General features: G+C 55.7%; 15 protein-coding genes. 7 read left to right on the forward strand and 8 right to left on the reverse strand.

The annotated features are described in order from the left end of the window. The first annotated feature begins 329 nt into the window (after window positions 1-329). Together DYY88_RS24010 and gorA are read left to right on the forward strand one after the other, a co-directional pair. A complete protein-coding gene (locus DYY88_RS24010) occupies window positions 330-488 on the forward strand; it encodes a hypothetical protein (RefSeq protein ID WP_160299521.1) in 159 nt (52 codons plus the stop codon). Window positions 489-532: 44 nt separating this feature from the next. Then, window positions 533-1,885: a glutathione-disulfide reductase gene (gene gorA / locus DYY88_RS06305; RefSeq protein ID WP_039726035.1), complete on the forward strand. Its 1,353-nt coding sequence runs from the start codon at window positions 533-535 to the stop codon at window positions 1,883-1,885. A gap of 353 nt (window positions 1,886-2,238) precedes the next feature. On the opposite strand, the gene DYY88_RS06310 is transcribed toward gorA, so the two are convergent. Continuing rightward, the gene (locus tag DYY88_RS06310) at window positions 2,239-3,606 is read right to left on the reverse strand and encodes a tRNA nucleotidyltransferase/poly(A) polymerase-related protein (protein WP_242517578.1); all 1,368 of its coding nucleotides are present in this window, start codon (window positions 3,604-3,606) and stop codon (window positions 2,239-2,241) included. 122 nt (window positions 3,607-3,728) lie between these two features. Between DYY88_RS06310 and DYY88_RS06315 the strand changes: the two genes are divergently transcribed. Beyond that, window positions 3,729-3,977, forward strand: coding sequence for a Ycf34 family protein (locus DYY88_RS06315; protein WP_039726036.1), 249 nt, complete (start codon window positions 3,729-3,731; stop codon window positions 3,975-3,977). A gap of 112 nt (window positions 3,978-4,089) precedes the next feature. Here DYY88_RS06315 and DYY88_RS06320 read toward each other — a convergent pair whose 3' ends face one another. The 7 genes from DYY88_RS06320 to recA all read right to left on the reverse strand — a co-directional run bounded on the left by DYY88_RS06320 (window position 4,090) and on the right by recA (window position 11,631). Beyond that, a complete protein-coding gene (locus tag DYY88_RS06320; RefSeq protein WP_039726037.1) occupies window positions 4,090-4,326 on the reverse strand; it encodes a hypothetical protein in 237 nt (78 codons plus the stop codon). 304 nt (window positions 4,327-4,630) lie between these two features. Continuing rightward, window positions 4,631-5,647 carry a glutaminase A gene (gene glsA / locus DYY88_RS06325; RefSeq protein WP_302849229.1) on the reverse strand — a complete coding sequence of 339 codons (1,017 nt, stop codon included), beginning with the start codon at window positions 5,645-5,647 and terminating at the stop codon, window positions 4,631-4,633. A 319-nt stretch (window positions 5,648-5,966) separates the two neighbouring features. Further along, entirely contained in the window at window positions 5,967-6,110 is a 144-nt protein-coding gene (locus DYY88_RS06330; RefSeq protein ID WP_039726038.1) for a CAB/ELIP/HLIP family chlorophyll-binding protein, read from the reverse strand. A 125-nt stretch (window positions 6,111-6,235) separates the two neighbouring features. After that, a complete protein-coding gene (gene ggt, locus DYY88_RS06335; protein ID WP_236146326.1) occupies window positions 6,236-8,083 on the reverse strand; it encodes a gamma-glutamyltransferase in 1,848 nt (615 codons plus the stop codon). A gap of 100 nt (window positions 8,084-8,183) precedes the next feature. After that, window positions 8,184-9,311 carry a zinc ribbon domain-containing protein gene (locus DYY88_RS06340; protein WP_039726039.1) on the reverse strand — a complete coding sequence of 376 codons (1,128 nt, stop codon included), beginning with the start codon at window positions 9,309-9,311 and terminating at the stop codon, window positions 8,184-8,186. Window positions 9,312-9,548: 237 nt separating this feature from the next. Beyond that, window positions 9,549-10,235 carry a magnesium protoporphyrin IX methyltransferase gene (bchM, locus tag DYY88_RS06345; protein WP_039726040.1) on the reverse strand — a complete coding sequence of 229 codons (687 nt, stop codon included), beginning with the start codon at window positions 10,233-10,235 and terminating at the stop codon, window positions 9,549-9,551. 337 nt (window positions 10,236-10,572) lie between these two features. Further along, window positions 10,573-11,631 carry a recombinase RecA gene (gene recA, locus DYY88_RS06350; protein WP_039726041.1) on the reverse strand — a complete coding sequence of 353 codons (1,059 nt, stop codon included), beginning with the start codon at window positions 11,629-11,631 and terminating at the stop codon, window positions 10,573-10,575. Window positions 11,632-11,791: 160 nt separating this feature from the next. Here recA and xseA point away from each other — a divergent pair, with 160 nt between their 5' ends. The 4 genes from xseA to glyS all read left to right on the forward strand — a co-directional run bounded on the left by xseA (window position 11,792) and on the right by glyS (window position 17,281). Then, on the forward strand, window positions 11,792-13,018 hold the full coding sequence (xseA, locus tag DYY88_RS06355) for an exodeoxyribonuclease VII large subunit (protein WP_039726042.1): 1,227 nt from the start codon (window positions 11,792-11,794) through the stop codon (window positions 13,016-13,018). Window positions 13,019-13,127: 109 nt separating this feature from the next. After that, window positions 13,128-13,349, forward strand: a complete 222-nt coding sequence (xseB, locus tag DYY88_RS06360) for an exodeoxyribonuclease VII small subunit (protein ID WP_039726043.1) — start codon at window positions 13,128-13,130, stop codon at window positions 13,347-13,349. A gap of 337 nt (window positions 13,350-13,686) precedes the next feature. After that, window positions 13,687-14,889, forward strand: a complete 1,203-nt coding sequence (locus DYY88_RS06365) for an adenylate/guanylate cyclase domain-containing protein (RefSeq protein ID WP_039726044.1) — start codon at window positions 13,687-13,689, stop codon at window positions 14,887-14,889. 235 nt (window positions 14,890-15,124) lie between these two features. Then, entirely contained in the window at window positions 15,125-17,281 is a 2,157-nt protein-coding gene (gene glyS / locus DYY88_RS06370; protein ID WP_039726045.1) for a glycine--tRNA ligase subunit beta, read from the forward strand. Window positions 17,282-17,369: the final 88 nt, after the last annotated feature.

A 17,369-nucleotide genomic window follows, 5' to 3' on the forward strand; every position in this document is an offset into this window, starting at 1 on the left:
GCGGCAAAGCCGCCAACGCACACTCAGTCCTTTCAAAAAGTCGCCGATTTTTTGCCAACTCCCCGTTGTCGCTCCCACGAGTGCAGCACTTAACGCTAGATGCAGCGTATCGCCCATAAAACTTACCCTATATAGAGCAAATCGCTCGCCATTGATACATAACTGCAACATGACTCGCGCGCCACCTCTGTTGGGGATTGTGGATTCTCAAGGGAGTCTGTGGGAGTCCGTGGTGGGCGATCGCAATTCGACCTTCAGCATGAGCATCCGTTGACATCCCCAACCAGAATTGCCCTGACTCGCCAACGGCCCTTACAACAACTTTTACAATGGAAAAAGAAAACCCCGATGACACACAGTTGGGCATTGTGCGATCGCGCAAACTAGTCACCGCTCCGGAGGTCTGTGGATTGCGGTTTACTGACCCAGATCAGCATCCCGTCACCGTTGACAGTCGCCCCCAGTCAGGCACTCAAGCGGGTTTGTGAGCAGTTGTCGGTCTATCAGTCATGGGAATCAAGGAGGAACATTTATGAGCTACGATTTCGACCTATTTGTAATTGGCGGGGGCTCCGGGGGCATTTCATCCGCTCGGCGAGCGGCCCAATATGGGGCTAAAGTCGGCGTCGCTGAGGCTTGGACTATCGGCGGCACCTGCGTCAATCGTGGCTGCGTTCCCAAAAAGCTGATGATGTATGCGTCCCGCTTTCCCGAGCAGTTTCATGCGGCAACGGGGTATGGCTGGAGCCAAAGCGACAGCAAATTTAACTGGTCAACTCTGATCAAGGCGGTAGAAAACGAACTCAAACGGCTGAACGGCATCTATGACGGCATGTTAGAGCGCTCTAACGTGCAAGTATTTCCGCACTATGCCAGCTTTATCGACTCCCACACGTTGGATGTCGGCGGCGAAAAGATCACGGCGGAGAAGATTCTCATTGCCGTGGGCGGCAAACCTGTATTGCCCCCCATCCCCGGCATCGAACACGCCATCACCTCAGACGATATTTTCCACCTGCCAGAACAACCGCACAAAGCGGTCATTTTGGGCGGGGGCTACATCGGCTGTGAATTTGCCTGCATTCTGAATGGATTGGGCACTGAGGTGACGCAAGTCATTCGCGGCGACAAGATTTTGCGCGGCTTTGACGAAGACATTCGCGATGAAATTCAAGCCAAGATGGTTGCCGACGGCATCCACATCATGACGCAGACGGACATCAAGCACGTGGCCAAAACGGACAATGGCGTGGATGTCTGTGTGTTGATCAATGGGCACGAAGAGCACATTCTGGCCGATGTGGTGAGCTTAGCCGCCCTGGGCCGCAAGCCGAACATCGAGAAGCTGGGGCTGGAAAATACTCAGGTGGAGTTGGCGGCGGGCGCGATCGCCGTCGATCAATACAGCACCACTGCTGAGCCCCACATTTTCGCGGTCGGAGACGTGACGGATAAGGTCAATTTGACCCCAGTGGCGATTTCCGAAGGTCGCGCCTTTGCCGACACGCAGTTTGGCGGGCAGTCGCGCACCATGAGCTACGACAATATCCCCACTGCCGTCTTTACCTCGCCAGAAGCCGCCACCGTGGGCCTGACGGAAGCAGAAGCGATCGCCCAATATGGCGAAGATGGCATCAAGGTGTATCGCTCAAAATTCCGCCCCATGTTTTACACCATGCCGGATATTCAGACCAAGACGCTGATGAAGCTGATCGTGCATGTGGAGAGCGATCGCGTGATCGGGGCTCACATGGTCGGTGACGATGCCGCCGAAATTATCCAAGGGGTGGCGATCGCGCTTAAAACGGGGGCGACCAAAGCGAACTTTGACGCCACGGTGGGCATTCACCCCAGCGCCGCCGAAGAGTTCGTCACCATGCGTTAAGACCTCACAGAGTCCTGGATAGGATCACTTTCAGCCACCTCAGCGGTATCGTCTGGGGTGGCTGTTTGCTGTGTGGGGCAACCATCACCTGATCCTGTGAGCAAGAACACAAAACCTAACCGGGAGAGCCGCGCAATGGGGCTGTTTTTATCAACATCACCACGCCAGGAGCGTTACCCCCATGACCCCCGAACAAGTACAAGGACTATGGATTTGCCTGATGATTAGCGTCTCCACAGTAATCATTTGCCCCGCTGTTCTATGGGTTCTGCCCGATCGCTCCGCCGCTTAGGCATCAGACTTGAATCGGTGCGACAACAGCAACAACAGCCGCCTTAGCCGTTCAAGCCCCCCTAGCGATGCACTTGCTGCCCCAGCCAGGTCAGGGCCTCTGCCGAGGTCGTGATCGTTCCCTCAGCATGGGCGATTTCGGCGGCGGCGAGTAGTTGCCCAATGTGCGGCCCCGGACGCAGCCCCAATTGCTGAATCAAATCGCGCCCCGTCACCAACGCATGGGGATGAGCCACCGGATCCGCCGGATTCAGGAAGCGCTCAATCAGCTGCGTCAACACTGGCAAAGGAATACCTTCTGCCAAGCCCACCAGAACTAACGCAATGAAGCTGTTGCCCGCTGTTTTAAACAGTTGATATTGCTGTCGGGGCGCGTCATCGCCCTGCGCGATCGCCTGCAACACTTCCCAACTGCGCAAAATCGCCAGCACCGCTTGCTGCTCGGCCCGGCTGTATTTGAAGTGGGTCAGTTCCGTTTCGGCAATATCCACATCGGGCGACAAGATACGACTCAGCTTGGCTGCCTTAAACCAGCTCCGGTGAAATCCGGGGGGCGTCTGTTCTTTAATCCACCCGCTGAGCAACGCCGCAAATCCAGGACAATGCTCCTGCAACTGCGCGGCTGCCGCATCCACTGCCGCTAACTGCCGAATCTGCACGGCTGACAGGTTGGGAAGCCAGGTACAGAGCACATCATCTTCCCAGGCCAGCTTCATCAGCGGCGTACCCTCGGGCTTGCTTAACAGGCTATCCAGTTCGCCGCGCACGCGCTCTGCCGCCACTTTGCCCAGCAGCGGAGCCAGTTCGTGAATGGTGGAGCGAGTCGGTTCATCCAGGGTGAAATCAAGCTGCGCCGCCTGCCGATAGGCCCGCAAGAGCCGCAGGGGATCGTCCGCCAGATTATCTGCCGCAATCATCCGCAGCACTCGCCGTTCTAAATCAGCACAGCCCCCCAGCGGGTCAAAGACCTGCTCGGTGTGGGGATGGTAGGCGATCGCGTTCACGGTGAAATCGCGGCGATGCAAGTCGGACTCCAGACTGTCCCCCACTTGTTGGGCAAAGTCCACCGTCGCCTGGGGAAACACCACCCGCGCAATCTGATTCTGCGGATCGAGCACGACAAATCCGGCTCCGTAGTGACGGGCGATCGCTCGCGCCGTTTCCACCGCCTGACAGGGCACCACAAAGTCCAAATCCAGATAGTCGGCTTTGCGGCCTAGCAGCGCATCGCGTACACTCCCGCCCACTAAATGCGCCGATTCCGGCAGGAGGGATAGCTCAAAAGGCCAGGTCTGAGGCGATAGTACAGAGCTCACGGACAGCGCAGCAGCAGCGAAGGGAGATTGTTCGAGGGAAACAGCTTGCAATGCAGGACGACGGGTAAACAACAAAGCCTTCGGGAACGAGAGGGGATTCACCGATGAAGGCACAGCTTTTCATTTTGCAACATTGCTTCCCACTCTGACAGCAGCTCAACCGCAAGTTGCGCTAGATTAGCAAAAACTTAGCACTCTCTTGTTCCACAGTAGGCCGTTTCTTCGGAAAAGATCCAATGTGCATTTGTGTGAATTGCCACTATGTCGATCGCTGCACTACCTACAACGCGGTCGAAACCCAGCACCAGCAACCCCACCTGACGGAGTCGCCAACTTTTGAGGCGACTAACCCCACCATTAATGTCAACATTCGCCAAGATGGCGACATTATCGAGATGGAATGGGATGTGGTCGGCTGCGACAGCTTTGTGGAAGAAATGGGCAAATGGTCGAAGCTGCGCCCCGGTGAACTGGTGCCTACGTAGCGATCGCATTCAGAGCAGGCAGGGGACGCTCCCTTTGAAAGGGAGCGTCCCCTATCGGTAATCGTCTTTTGCCAAGAATGATGGGATTGTTTGGGGCGATCGCCCTCGCTCGCTATCCCGCAACGCTGGCCACTACCAACCGCAGCGTCGTGAAGAACAGCGGCCATTCGGTATAGGCCGGGAGCAACGCGGTCAGGCGATCGCCCCAAATGAGCGTGCTGTAGCTGCCGCCAGTAACCAAACCGGAGAGGAGAATCGTGAATATACTGAGCTGATCGATAGGTAAATCAAATTGACCGATCAGCCGATTTCCGGCCTTTGGGGCGCGATTTGAGGATTGCGAGGCCATGGAATCGCGATCGCCACGCGAAGATATATTTAGTTGAAACGGTCTTCCCAAGAAAGGTCGAGGGAAATGGATGTCAGAGGAAACACTAAGCGTATTCAATTTAGTTGAAGAGAGAAATCTTATCGTCGTTAATATCAGTATATTTTATATTTCGAGGCAATGTCATCCCCTTTCGACAGATTTTTTCGGTAAAAATCCACTTTTCAGGTATAAATTATTGCTCAAATCCGCCAAGACGCGGCGACAGCGATCGCTGTCGCGCCAAGTACTCTGTCCCGGCGCACCCTCGACTTTCCTCGCGCCCCTAGCTGGGAGTCGGCGTATTCGGCAAAGGGCGACCAGTTGGCTCGACTAAGTCTGCCGTTAAACCTTGATGGAAGCGGCAGTGACCCATCGACAGATCAAACATGTGGAAGCCGTATTCTTGCGATAGGGCTTCAAACACCTTGAGGCCGCGAACGCTATTGCCATGTTCATCCAAAGGCGGCGAGAACACCGCAATGCCCGCTTGGTTGGGCACCACCGCGATGAGCCCGCCCGACACCCCACTTTTGGCTGGAATGCCCACCCGAAAGGCCCATTCCCCCGCAAAGTTATACATGCCGCAGGTGTACATCACGCTGAGCACATCGCGGACATACTCTGGCTGCAAAACTCGCTGCCCTGTAATGGGGTGTTTTCCCTGATTCGCGAGCGCAGCAGCCATCGTCGCCAAATCTTGGCAAGTGACCAGCAGGGCACATTGCTGAAAGTACAGATCGAGGGCTTCTTCAATATCGCCGTTGATCATGCCGAAATTGAGCATGAGGTGGGCCATGGCGCGGTTACGATGCCCAGTGGCCTTTTCCGACAGAAAGGTCGAAATATCGACGTAAACATCTCTGCCGACGTAGCGCTGAAACATGGCCAGCATCCGATTGAGGCGTTCGGTAGGGGTATCGCCTTTGATCAGACTGGTGGTGGCGATCGCCCCCGCGTTGATCATGGGATTATCCGGACGGTGGGAGGTTTCATCCAGGCGAATGTGGGAGTTGAAGGGATCGCCTGTGGGTTCCACGCCAACTTTTTCCAGTAAGCGATCGCGCCCCCAATCCTCCATCGCCATACCGTAGACAAATACTTTGGAAATGGACTGAATGGTGAACTCTTGCTGAAAATCTCCCACTTGAAACATGCGACCATCCAGCGTGACGACACTGATGGCAAATTTGCGGGCATCGGCTTTGGCAAGTTCGGGAATATAGCTGGCGACCTGCCCAGCCGTTAAGTCCCGATACTCTTGATACAGCGTTTCCAAAAACGATTGAATGGGGGGCACCACGTTGTCTACCTTTGCATGATGGGGCAGGGGCGATCGCCCGCTTATGTCACCATATCAGGCCAATTTGTCGGCAGCGACGCCCGACACCAAAGTGTTGCCGCTCCCGCATTCAGCCCAGCAATTCACCGTGATCCAATGTGTTGCTGAAGAACCATGAATATCCAGTCCGGGACAGCCTTGCCATGACCAGCGAACAATAAAAAAGGGCAAGCTTAGCGCTTACCCTCAGAACCTCTGACTGGGAGACGATGTCTCCTAGAAATACTGGCTGAGCCTTACCAAGACCAAAGAGACTCAACCTTGAAACGAATTGTAAAAATTACATCAGACCTAGCTGAGACAGGATGCCTTGGCCAGTGATCAATTCAGTCGCGATGCCGATTACAAAACCAAGCATTGCCAAACGGCCATTCCAGTTCTCTGCAAACTCGGTGAAACCAAACTTTCCTTGCTCTTCAGTCATGTTACAAACCTCTGTTGCTTCAAGGGGATAGAGGCTTCTACAACCTCTTGTTTACAAATGTAACTATTCTCCAGAGAATTTGCAACATTTCTTCAACATCTATCTCCATAGACAGAGAGCGCTTGCTAGGGCAAGGCTAGGGCACTACCACCTCCGCGTCTCGTCGGTTCGGCAACGGCGATCGCCCTGCCGTCTGGCTTGACAAGGATGCCAGTAGCCGCCCCGATTTCATCGGTAGAGGTCAATTGATGACCTTGGAGTGATAGAGCTTCACCCAAATCTGTGAGTTCGAATCCCTGATCGACCAGGGTGACACCACTGTTGCGTTGCGATAGCCGGGGGGCCGCGATCGCGTCCTCCAGGTTCATCCCTAAGTCCATTACATTCACGGCAATCTGCAAAACGGTGGTGATGATAGTGGAACCACCAGGAGACCCAAACGCTAGTAGGCCGCCATCGGGTGTCAGCGCGATTGTGGGGGCCATGCTACTGCGGGGCCGCTTGCCTGGTTCTGGCACGTTGGGATGCGGCGCCTCGGGGTCAAAATCTGTCAATTCATTATTCAAAATGAAACCGTAGCCAGGCACCACCATGCCGGAACCGCCCGTGGATTCCAGGGTGAGCGTGTAAGCCACAGCCATGCCATCGCGATCGACCACCGTGAGATGAGTCGTTGAGAGGCCCCCAGGAGAAGAGGCTTGAGCGACCGGGGGTAGGGTCGTGAGGCTGGGACTCGGATCGCGCTGAAAAGGCAGGGGATCCCCAGCGATCGCTCGATAGTTGGCCTCATCCTCCGGAGCCCTTGGCGGCAGTTCACTGCGCCGCTGACGGAGATAGTCATCGTTGAACAGGCCAGCCAGCGGCACATCCACATATTCCGGGTCACCCAGATAGGCATTGCGATCGCTAAACGCCAACCGTTCCGCTTCGATCAGCCAGTGCAACGCCTCCGCTTCGGTCATGGCACTGAGATCAAAGCCTTCCAATAGCTTCAGGGTTTGGGCTACAGTCAAGCCCCCGCTACTGGGCAAGCCCATGCCAAAGAGGCGATAGCTACGATAGGTGCTGGTCACCGGGGAACGCACCCGCACCTCATAGCGATCCAGGTCGGCCTCGGTTAACCTTCCCGGCCAGACTTTGAAGGGAGGCGCTTCGACTGCGGGAGGCGCTTGCACGGTTTGGGCGATCGCGCGGGCCAAGTCACCGCGATAAAAATCATTGACGCCGAGAGTCGCCAGGCGGCGGTACGTCGCAGCTAAGTCCGGATTCCGAAAACGACTGCCAATGGCGGGCGATTCCCCCCCTGGCAAGTACAGGTCACGGGTGCTGGTGAAGGCCGCGAAGCGATCGCGATTCCGGTCAACTTGCTCCGCAAAAGTGGCATCGACCGTGAAGCCCGACTCGGCCAGATCAATAGACGGTTGCAGGATTTCGGCGAGCGATCGCGTACCGTATCGTTCCAGTGCCGTGGCCCAGTTCAGCGGCGTTCCCGGCACGCCGACCGCGAGGCCGCTGCTGATGCGATTGGGGAAAAACGGCAAATTTTCGCCTGTGTCACTGTCGGGGTCGCGAAATAACTCGGGAGTCACGGCGGCGGGTGCTTCCTCTCGACCATCCAGGGTAATCACCGTGTCACGATCGGGCTGGTAAATCAGCATAAAGCCGCCACCACCAATCCCTGCCGAAAAGGGATCAGTGACACCCAACGCAGCAGCCGTCGCGACAGCGGCATCCACGGCATTGCCACCTGACTTTAAGACGTCGAGGCCAATCTGAGTCGCCCGCTGATCAACACTGGCAACCGCTCCCCCAGTGCCCACAGCGATATGAGGCGAGGGTTGCGATCGCCCCACTCCGGGCCACCATACTCCGGTCAAAAGACCACCCGCTAACAACCCCACCAAACACCATCGCCTCCAGCGCGACAGCATTACCTGTACTGTTATCAACAGTTTCGTCCCAATTTTGCCCATGGGCATGCACCTCACCCGACGCCTGCAACAGTCTTTAGCATAAGACTGTCCAGCCATGAGAAGGTGGCCCACGCCGCCCCCAGACAGAGCCCTTGAGACGTTACTGACGTACCAGGCTATGGCAACGAGCATCGTCATAAAATCGCCCAATCTCAATCTCAAACTGCGTACCCACCGGGGTGGTGCGCCATTCTGATTGAGGGCGATCGCAGCGATAGGATTTGTTCGTCTCAACATCGACAAGCTGTAGCGTATAGGTTTCGATGCTCCGCCCTTGTCGTTTACAGCCCAGAGACGTGCTGCTACAGGGTTGAATATTGACGGTTGGCCACATCGGTTCATCCGATAAACCGGCACCCACAGCAATCACCCATTCATCTACGTTCCACTCGTCGACCTTGTAAGTACAGTGTTCGTCATAAACGGGCTCTTCACGGTAAGTTGTCGTGCAAAAACTCTCTTCCCGAAAGGTGCCATCTCCCTGGTCGACCTGTTGAGTACTGCAAGTTTCGCCATCGGCAATCCGACGAGTGCCGCTCTGTTGGGTGCTGCAACTCACGTCGTAAGCGCCGCTGGGTACGCTACCTTGCCAATCGCTATCAGAGCGGGTCTCGTACACTTCAATGGCAATGCGGCGCTGCCAGTCATGGCCGGTCACAGCCACCGTTGCGGGTATGGTCATTGAGTACATCACCACCCCGACCAGTCCCCCCAAACCCGTTACAGACGCAATACTGCCGCCGATGATGACGGGCTTGTTGGCCATCCAGCGATCGCCCAGCGATCGGCGAGCCGGTTTTGCCGGTTGAGTACGCTGCCTGGCCCGGCGAGGATGCCTCATGGCTTGGCGTTTCGCCATCTCCTGCGCGATCGCCTGTTCTCTCTGCGCTTCCTGCAACAAGTCTAGATTTTGGGTCGCAAATCTTTCCTCGTGGCGCTTGCTGCGCGAGGGCACAGTGCTTGCTTCTTCAGCCCCTTTCATCGGGGCACCACAGCGAATACAAAATTTTTGGTCAGCCGCATTAATCGAATCACAGGCAGAGCAAATCCGATCTTTGCCAGCAAAGGTATAGTTTTTGACCTCGACCTTGTCAGCGTCAGAGGGAAAGTAGCGCCAACTGGGATCTTGGGATGCACCGCATTGGGGACAGGTCCGATCGGTTTTAGCGAAAAGCTTTTTCTGACCGCAAAATTTACAGTCCCACAGCATTTCGTAAACTTTGCCCATGGCTATATCTCTCAAACCTTAGCTTCTAAATCGCTCGGGTGATCCGTTCCATAGCGTCTTTAGAATGCCCACTGAGAGAAAAAGTGAGCGGTTTGAAAAACCTGGTCATCAACTACCAGCGGAGCAACCACCAAGCGGAAAATCAACTTGGCGGCATACAGCACAGTACAGCCGTGGCTCCGCCGAAGACCGTTGTGGAATTGTTGTGTTCAGCCCCTACGCCTGTGGAGCCTGCGGCTAACGAACGGCTTCAATCAGGCGAGAAAAGTAGAACTGAGTTTTGTTCATGGCTTTGCGCTCAATCTTCCACCCCAACGATTCGAGAATCTGGACGATATCTTTTTCCGCATGGAGATAAGCCCGCGTCGCTTTACTCGGGCCAGGGAAGAAGCTGCCGACTTTTTTCAAAGCACTGTAAAACGCAGTTTTCGGCGCGAAACTCAAAATCACCCGTGACTCAGCTAGCGAGCTCAAATGCTGAATCATACCCGCCGCTTTGTCTTGGGGATAATGGATCAGCACATCCAGACAAATGACCGTGTGGTACTTGCCCGTCAGCGACTCTAAATCAGAAGCTTGAAACGAGGGAATCGGGCCAGCCGGGAGAGCAGCGATCGCCCGCTCATGGGCCTCACCCACCATTTTTTGAGAAATATCGCTGGCGGTGACCACCGCGCCCGCTTGAGCTAAGGGAATGCTTAAACTGCCGACGCCGCAGCCCGCATCACAAATCGATAGCCCTTTCAAATTGCCATCAGCTTCTAACCAAGCCATCACCGTGTCGATAGTCTGCTGGTGGCCTTTCCGAATGTCGCGCTGGACTTTGTTGACTTCGCCATCGCCGTAAATCCGCCGCCACCGATCAAAGCCAGTGGCGTTGAAATACTCACGAACGACCGATTTATCGTCTACCGCATTGGTCATAGTGATTAAAAACAGTTTCTAATTCTTGCAGAATGTCACAACCTTACTGCCACCTATATTACGTCCAAAAAGGAAAAGGCTGGAAGCGGATTTCAGCGAAAAATCCCCCCTGATGACCGTGGCGCAAATATCCATTTTTCACAACTTTGTAGCGTCGAGAGACAAGGCAACAGTCGATGCGCAAAGCAGAGGCAAGCGATAGCGTCTCTTAGTTCTACTCCCAGAACGAACGACGAAGACGAGCAGGCCACCTCAATGGGGGTCTTCTCGTACCCAGAAGCATTTAGCTGCCTGGATTAGGCATTAGCGATCGCCCATCAACCCTCCAGACTATGCCTTAATCATCGTCTGGCATATCATCAAAATCGTCTGTGGCCTCAGCCTCCGAAAAACCACCAATCTCGAGCTTCTGCTTCACCTTATTTTCGATTTCGATGGCGAGTTCAGGCTGTTCTTTCAATAGTTTGATGGCATTGTCGCGGCCTTGACTGATGTTTTCGCCGTTGTAGCTGTACCAAGCGCCCTTGCGGACAATGATGTCGTGCTTTTCAGCAAGATCAACAATGCAGCCGAGGCTTGAAATGCCTTCACCAAAAATCACATCAAACTCAGCGATGCGGAATGGGGGCGCCACCTTATTTTTGGCGACTTTGACTTTGGCACGGATGCCATATTCTTCGGTGCCTTTCTTCAGGGTTTGAATGCGGCGAATATCAAGCCGTACCGAGGCATAGAACTTCAGGGCATTTCCCCCCGTGGTGGTTTCCGGGTTGCCGTAAACGACGCCGATTTTCAAGCGCAGCTGGTTAAGGAAGACGACTGTACAGCCAGATTTACCAATGTTTCCGGTGATTTTCCGCAGGGCTTGGCTCATTAAGCGGGCCTGTAAGCCGACGTGGGCATCGCCCATTTCCCCTTCGATTTCAGCGCGGGGGACAAGAGCGGCGACGGAATCCACCACGACGATGTCGATCGCGGACGATCGCACCAACTGATCCACGATTTCGAGAGCGGCTTCGCCCGTGTCCGGTTGCGACACCAACAACTCTTCAATATCAACACCGAGAGCCCCTGCATACACGGGGTCGAGGGCGTGCTCAGCATCCACAAACGCCGCTGTGCCCCCCTGTTTTTGCACCTCTGCGATCGCGTGCAACGCCAGGGTCGTTTTACCGGAACTCTCAGGGCCATAGATTTCAATTACCCGCCCCTTGGGCAGTCCACCGCCTAGCGCCATATCTAGGGTCAATGCGCCTGTGGGCACCGTCGCCACTTTCATCCGGCTAGCGTCGCCCAGCTTCATGATGGAGCCTTTACCAAAATTGCGCTCAATCTGGTTGAGCACCATATTTAGGGCTTTATCTTTCTCGGAATTCCCAGTGGTAGTCTTAGCCATACAGTCCCTTAAATCGCAGAGTGCTGAGCAAAGTTAACGCTAGTCTAGCGACAAACCTGATTTTTTTAACCCTTCCAATCATACATACGCATGTACTAAAATACCAGCGTTATGTTTGTCCCCTGACCCACCTGATCGCCCTCCCATAGTTCCCCCTCAAATGTCACGAATTCCTGTTGCCGTTCCCGATACCGCTCTGAGTGTGGCGGGGGTCACCGACTATATCCAAGCGCTGCTCGAACAAGACCCGCAGCTCAACCGAGTCTGGGTGATGGGTGAGGTCTCGAGTGCCAGCGATCGCGGCGGGCACATCTTCTTCACGCTGCAAGACACTGAGGCGACGGCGGCCATTCAGGCGGTGGTGTGGCGATCGCAGCGGTCAAAGCTCGTAACCCTGCCAGCCGCTGGCGAACAAGTCCTCTTGCTGGGACAAATCCGCGTCTATCCTGCCCGGGGTCAGTATCAGCTCAGTACGCTGCAACTGTTGCCCGCTGGGGCCGGTCTGCAAGCGTTGAAGCGCCGCCAACTGCAAGAACGGCTCACCGCCGAAGGGCTCTTTGATGAGGACCTGAAACGGCCTTTGCCGGATTATCCTCAACGCTTGGCCGTCGTTACTTCCCCCCAAGCCGCGGCCTGGGGCGACATTCAGCGCACCTTACAACAGCGGCAACCGGGGATGCAGGTGGTGCTGTCGCCTGCGATCGTGCAGGGGGTTCAGGCGCCCAAGTCAATTGCCCAAGCCATTGAGCGAGCCAGTAGAACCGCTCAGGCCGAGCTGTTGATTGTGGCGCGGGGCGGCGGAGCGCGAGAAGATTTAGACGCCTTCGATGACGAGCAAGTGGTGCGGGCGATCGCGACCAGTCCGATTCCAGTCGTGACGGGCATTGGTCATGAACGCGACGAAACCCTGGCGGATCTGGCGGCGGATGTTTGTGCCCATACCCCGACGGCTGCCGCTGAGTGCGCCGTACCCCATATTGCAGACCTGTGGGCCGATCACGCAGCTCGCCGTCAGACGGTAAAAGAAGCCCTGCAATCAGCGGTGCAAATGCATTACGAACAGGTGGCTGACTTACGCCGTCGGCTAGAGCAGCTGCGGCTCGATCGCCAACTCGACCAAGAGCGTCAGCGCCTCGCCTGGCACCAACAACAGTTACGACAGCTCGTGCAATATCGCTTGCAAGCGGCGCGGCAACAGTGTCAATATTTGGCCCAAACCTTGCAGACCCTTGATCCAGAATCAGTGCTGAAACGAGGGTATGCCGTCGTGAGAGCAGAGGGCGATCGCGTCATCGATCATGCCGACCAAGTCACGGTGGGCGATCAGTTACAGGTGCAATTAGCCCGAGGCACCCTCACCGTAGAAGTCAAGGATCGCTCATCCTAAGGCCATAACTTGACATCATTTTTGATCGCTGTGGTTGCTCCTTTGCCACTCCGAAAGCGGCTCCCCCTCCCACCTCCATCAACTTCAATTCGCAATTTCATCGAAAGCCATGACCAAATCTGCCAAATTGCCCAAAAACTGGTCTTACGAAGAGACCGTCACCAAAATTGAAGCCACTGTGACCCGGCTCGAACAAGGCGAATTGCCCCTTGCTGCCGTCTTCGAGGAATTTGAGCTCGCGGTGCAGCAGTTGCAACAGTGCGAAAGCTTTTTGCAAGCCCGCCAGGAACAGGTCGATCTCTTGATTGAAACCCTGGATGAAAGCATCTAGGGAAAGTGCGTACGCTGACCAGCGTGAACGTGAATTCAAGCCACACTTGAGCAATCGTCAGTGATGTTTGGTTGGCTTGCAATTTGTACCCACTTCCCGGAATCCTGGCAGGGACGACCGTAAAACATCAGTATCGATGAGCGGTTCGGGTGTCGCTGCGCTGGGCGAGTGCCCTCAAAAACCGACGCTCAGGTCTCGGAGTTAAGCTGGGCATACTGAAGGCAGACCCCGAGCTTAGCCTCAGCCGCGACTGCTGATTCAGTCCAGTATGGACGCGCTACTTGGCTGACCAAAACTGCCTACTGCCAATCTCTTGGTCGCTCACCCCAGCAACTTTATGAACCCTGTCTCGGCAGAATCTGGTTACCGCCTTTTACTCATTGATGCGTTGGGTAATCAGTCTTCGGCGTTGTTGTCAGGTCTGGAAAATTTGGGAGCCACCGTACATCAGGCTAACGCGATCGCCGATGCTTGGCCCATGCTGACGACTCAGCTACCCCATCTGGTGCTCTTGACAGTGCCGTCAGGCCAGCACGAGGGCTATGACTTTTGTCAGCAATTACATGAGCGCCCCCAGACCGCCCACATTCCGGTAATCTTCATCGGCCCTGGGGAACAGAAAGTTGATCGCTTACGGGCCTTTGCCGTCGGTGGGGTTGATTTCATCCCCTTACCCTATTGGCCTGAGGAAGTTGTCGCTCGGGTACAGCGACATCTCTCACTCACCCAGCCATCTGACCGCACCCACCAGATGCGACAGATCATGGCACAGCGCGGCTATTCACCCCTGTTAGCTAACTTGCAAAAAACGCTGCACCAGCAGGCGCTCAAGCTGAAAGCACAAAATGTGCAACTACAGCGGGAAATCCGCGAACGTCACGAAGTGGAAAGCGCGCTGAGACAAGAGCAACAAAAATCCGAGCAGCTGTTACTCAATATTTTGCCGGAAGCAGTGGTCAACCAACTCAAGCAGTTTCAAGGCTCATTGGCAGAGCGGTTTGACGAGGCGACCGTCCTATTTGCCGATATTGTCAGCTTCACCCCGTTGGCCGCGCAATACAGTCCCCTAGGGCTCGTCAATCTCCTGAATCAAATCTTCTCAGCCTTTGACCACCTGGCAGAAGACTATCGTTTAGAAAAGGTCAAAACGATTGGCGATGCCTACATGGCGGTGGGGGGAGTGCCCGTGCCCTGTGCCGATCATGCTGGGGCCGTGGCCGAAATGGCCCTGGCGATGCAGACAGCGATTCGCCAGTTTAAGCCGGTATCGGGAATCCCATTACAGCTGCGGATTGGTATCAATACCGGCACCGTGGTAGCCGGAGTGATTGGGATTAAGAAGTTTAGCTATGACCTCTGGGGCGACACCGTCAACGTCGCCAGTCGGATGGAATCACAAGGCCAGCCCGGCAAGATTCAAGTCACGGAAGCCACCTATGAACGGCTCCGCGATCGCTTTCGCTTTACCCCCGCTCAAGAAATTGAGATCAAAGGCAAGGGGCGGATGCGCACTTACTATTTGATTGGCCGCTTGGAGTAGGGGACGGTTCGCCCTCGCGATACACTATTGAGGTTTGTGAGAATGGGCTGTCTGCCGTCACTGCTCGGGTCACAGATTCCCCGCAGTGATGTGCTGGAACGGACTCCGTCATGCACCAGCAGTGATCGCAACTGGTTTGGGTCAAGTCTGGCAACAGTCAGCTGACGGAAGTCCAAACACTGGCCCATTTCTCAGTGCCTGAATGGCGGCCCACGGCAGGAAGACAACGAGAGTTATGGCAACGTTTTTATTAGAAGTTGGGACCGAAGAACTGCCCGCAAGTTTTGTGGAAGAAGCCCTCGCCCAGTGGCGCGATCGCATTCCCGCCGAACTGGAGGAAGCTTTTTTGACCCCAGGCGAGATTCGCTACTATGGCACGCCGCGCCGTCTCGCACTCCTGTTAATAGACTTGCCGGAAAAACAGCCCGATCGCGAAGAGGAGGCCAAAGGGCCACCCGCCAAAGCCGCCTTCAAAGATGGCAAACCGACAAAAGCCGCCGAGGGCTTTGCGCGATCCAAAAATGTCAGCGTGGATGATTTGGAAATTCGCGAGACGGACAAAGGCGAGTTCGTCTTTGTGCAGCATCAGATTCCCGGTCGTCCAGCCACCGAACTGCTGCAAGAGTGGGTGCCGCAGTGGATTTTGGGCTTAGAAGGCAAACGCTTTATGCGCTGGGGCGATGGCGATTTCAAGTTTCCGCGCCCGATTCGCTGGCTGGTGACGCTGCTCGACGACGCCTTGATTCCCCTAACGCTGGAAAATGGCTCAGAGAAATGCGAGAGCGATCGCATTACCCAAGCTCACCGAGTCTTGCATCCCGCCCCCATCACTTTGAAACAGGCGCAGGATTACGTCACCGCCCTCCGCGATGCCTACGTAGAAGTTGATGTCGACCATCGCCAAACTCAGATCAAAGCCGCCGTCGAAACCGCCGCCGCCGGAGTCAACGGCACGGCTCGCATTGATGGCGACCTGCTGAGCGAAGTTGCCAACCTGGTGGAATGGCCGACCGCAGTGGTCGGCGAGTTTGAGCCGGAGTTTTTAGAACTGCCGTCCGAAGTCGCTATCATGGAAATGGAGAGCCACCAGCGCTATTTTCCCGTCCTCCAACCGGGGACGGCGGATCAATTGCTGCCGTACTTCATCACCATTTCCAACGGTGATCCCCAAAAGTCGCAACTGATTGCGGAGGGGAATGGCCGGGTGATTCGAGCGCGGCTCTCCGACGGCAAGTTTTTCTTTGACGCCGATCGCGCCGTTTCTCTCGATACCTTTGTCACCAAGCTCGACACCGTCACCTTTGAAGAGCGACTGGGCTCGATGGGGGCGAAGGTTGATCGCATCGAAGCGATCGCGACCCTGATTGCCGACCAGTTGAATCTGGGCGAAACCGAGCGGCTGCACCTGCATCGCGCCGCCCACCTCTGCAAAGCGGATTTGGTCACCCAAATGGTGGGTGAGTTTCCCGAGTTGCAGGGAGTGATGGGGGAAAAATATGCGCGTCATAGTGGGGAAGCCGAGCCCGTCGCGATCGCCATTGCCGAGCATTATTTGCCTCGGGGCGCACATGATCAGCTACCTCAAACCCTGATTGGGCAAGCCCTGGGCCTGGCAGATCGCCTGGATACCCTGGTCAGCATCTTTAGCCTGGGCATGTTACCTACCGGGTCGTCGGATCCCTTTGCGCTGCGACGGGCGGCGAATGCGATCGTCACCGTCACCTGGGACGCCAACCTCGACATCAATTTGCACGAGCTGCTGGATCAAATTGTCAGCACCTTTGTCGACAATCCTGATCTGACGGTGGATCAAGCTGAACCGCTGCGATCGCAGCTCCAGGACTTTTTCCTCCAGCGGGTGCAGACCTTGCTGCAAGACGATCTGGGGATCGACTACGACTTGGTCAATGCGGTGCTGGGTGAAAACGACCCGACCTATACCCAGCGGGCGCTGACAGATTTACTCGACGTGCGCGATCGCGCCACTTATCTCCAATCCATTCGCCAGGACGGCACCCTCGCCAAAATTTACGAAACGGTGAATCGGGCGGCCCGGCTAGCGGCTCAGGGGGAGCTAGACACGACCACCCTCGATCCCGCGCAGGTAGTCGAGCCGGGCCGCTTTCAACAAGATTCGGAACGAGCCTTTTACGACGTGCTGCAAACGCTCTTGCCCCAAACCCAAACCGCCCAGCGAGATCGCGACTATCAGCAATTGATTGCGGGCCTGGAAAATGCCGCGCCCGTGGTCAGCCGCTTTTTTGACGGGCCAGACAGCGTCATGGTGATGGACAAAGATCCCGCCATCCAGCAAAATCGATTGAATCTCTTGGGGCTCCTTCGCAACCACGCCCGCGTGCTGGCCGACTTTGGGGCCGTGGTGAAAGGGTAGTTTGGGGCATCAACGGGCGCTAAGAGCCGCAGCTAGAAACGCAAACCGGGGCGGCGGCAGAGTGACTTCTACGTTTGGGGTGGCGTAG

The organism is Leptolyngbya iicbica LK (assembly GCF_004212215.1).
GTDB lineage: Bacteria > Cyanobacteriota > Cyanobacteriia > Phormidesmidales > Phormidesmidaceae > Halomicronema > Halomicronema iicbica.

Excerpts from the sequence above, each read along its gene's own strand:
- DYY88_RS06365 (WP_039726044.1), top strand. The coding sequence starts at position 13,687 with ATGAACCCTGTCTCGGCAGAATCTGGTTACCGCCTTTTACTCATTGAT.
- DYY88_RS06320 (WP_039726037.1), bottom strand. The coding sequence starts at position 4,326 with ATGGCCTCGCAATCCTCAAATCGCGCCCCAAAGGCCGGAAATCGGCTG.
- xseB (WP_039726043.1), top strand. The coding sequence starts at position 13,128 with ATGACCAAATCTGCCAAATTGCCCAAAAACTGGTCTTACGAAGAGACC.
- DYY88_RS06315 (WP_039726036.1), top strand. The coding sequence starts at position 3,729 with ATGTGCATTTGTGTGAATTGCCACTATGTCGATCGCTGCACTACCTAC.
- DYY88_RS06330 (WP_039726038.1), bottom strand. The coding sequence starts at position 6,110 with ATGACTGAAGAGCAAGGAAAGTTTGGTTTCACCGAGTTTGCAGAGAAC.
- recA (WP_039726041.1), bottom strand. The coding sequence starts at position 11,631 with ATGGCTAAGACTACCACTGGGAATTCCGAGAAAGATAAAGCCCTAAAT.
- DYY88_RS06340 (WP_039726039.1), bottom strand. The coding sequence starts at position 9,311 with ATGGGCAAAGTTTACGAAATGCTGTGGGACTGTAAATTTTGCGGTCAG.
- gorA (WP_039726035.1), top strand. The coding sequence starts at position 533 with ATGAGCTACGATTTCGACCTATTTGTAATTGGCGGGGGCTCCGGGGGC.
- xseA (WP_039726042.1), top strand. The coding sequence starts at position 11,792 with ATGTCACGAATTCCTGTTGCCGTTCCCGATACCGCTCTGAGTGTGGCG.
- ggt (WP_236146326.1), bottom strand. The coding sequence starts at position 8,083 with ATGGGCAAAATTGGGACGAAACTGTTGATAACAGTACAGGTAATGCTG.
- bchM (WP_039726040.1), bottom strand. The coding sequence starts at position 10,235 with ATGACCAATGCGGTAGACGATAAATCGGTCGTTCGTGAGTATTTCAAC.
- DYY88_RS24010 (WP_160299521.1), top strand. The coding sequence starts at position 330 with ATGGAAAAAGAAAACCCCGATGACACACAGTTGGGCATTGTGCGATCG.
- glyS (WP_039726045.1), top strand. The coding sequence starts at position 15,125 with ATGGCAACGTTTTTATTAGAAGTTGGGACCGAAGAACTGCCCGCAAGT.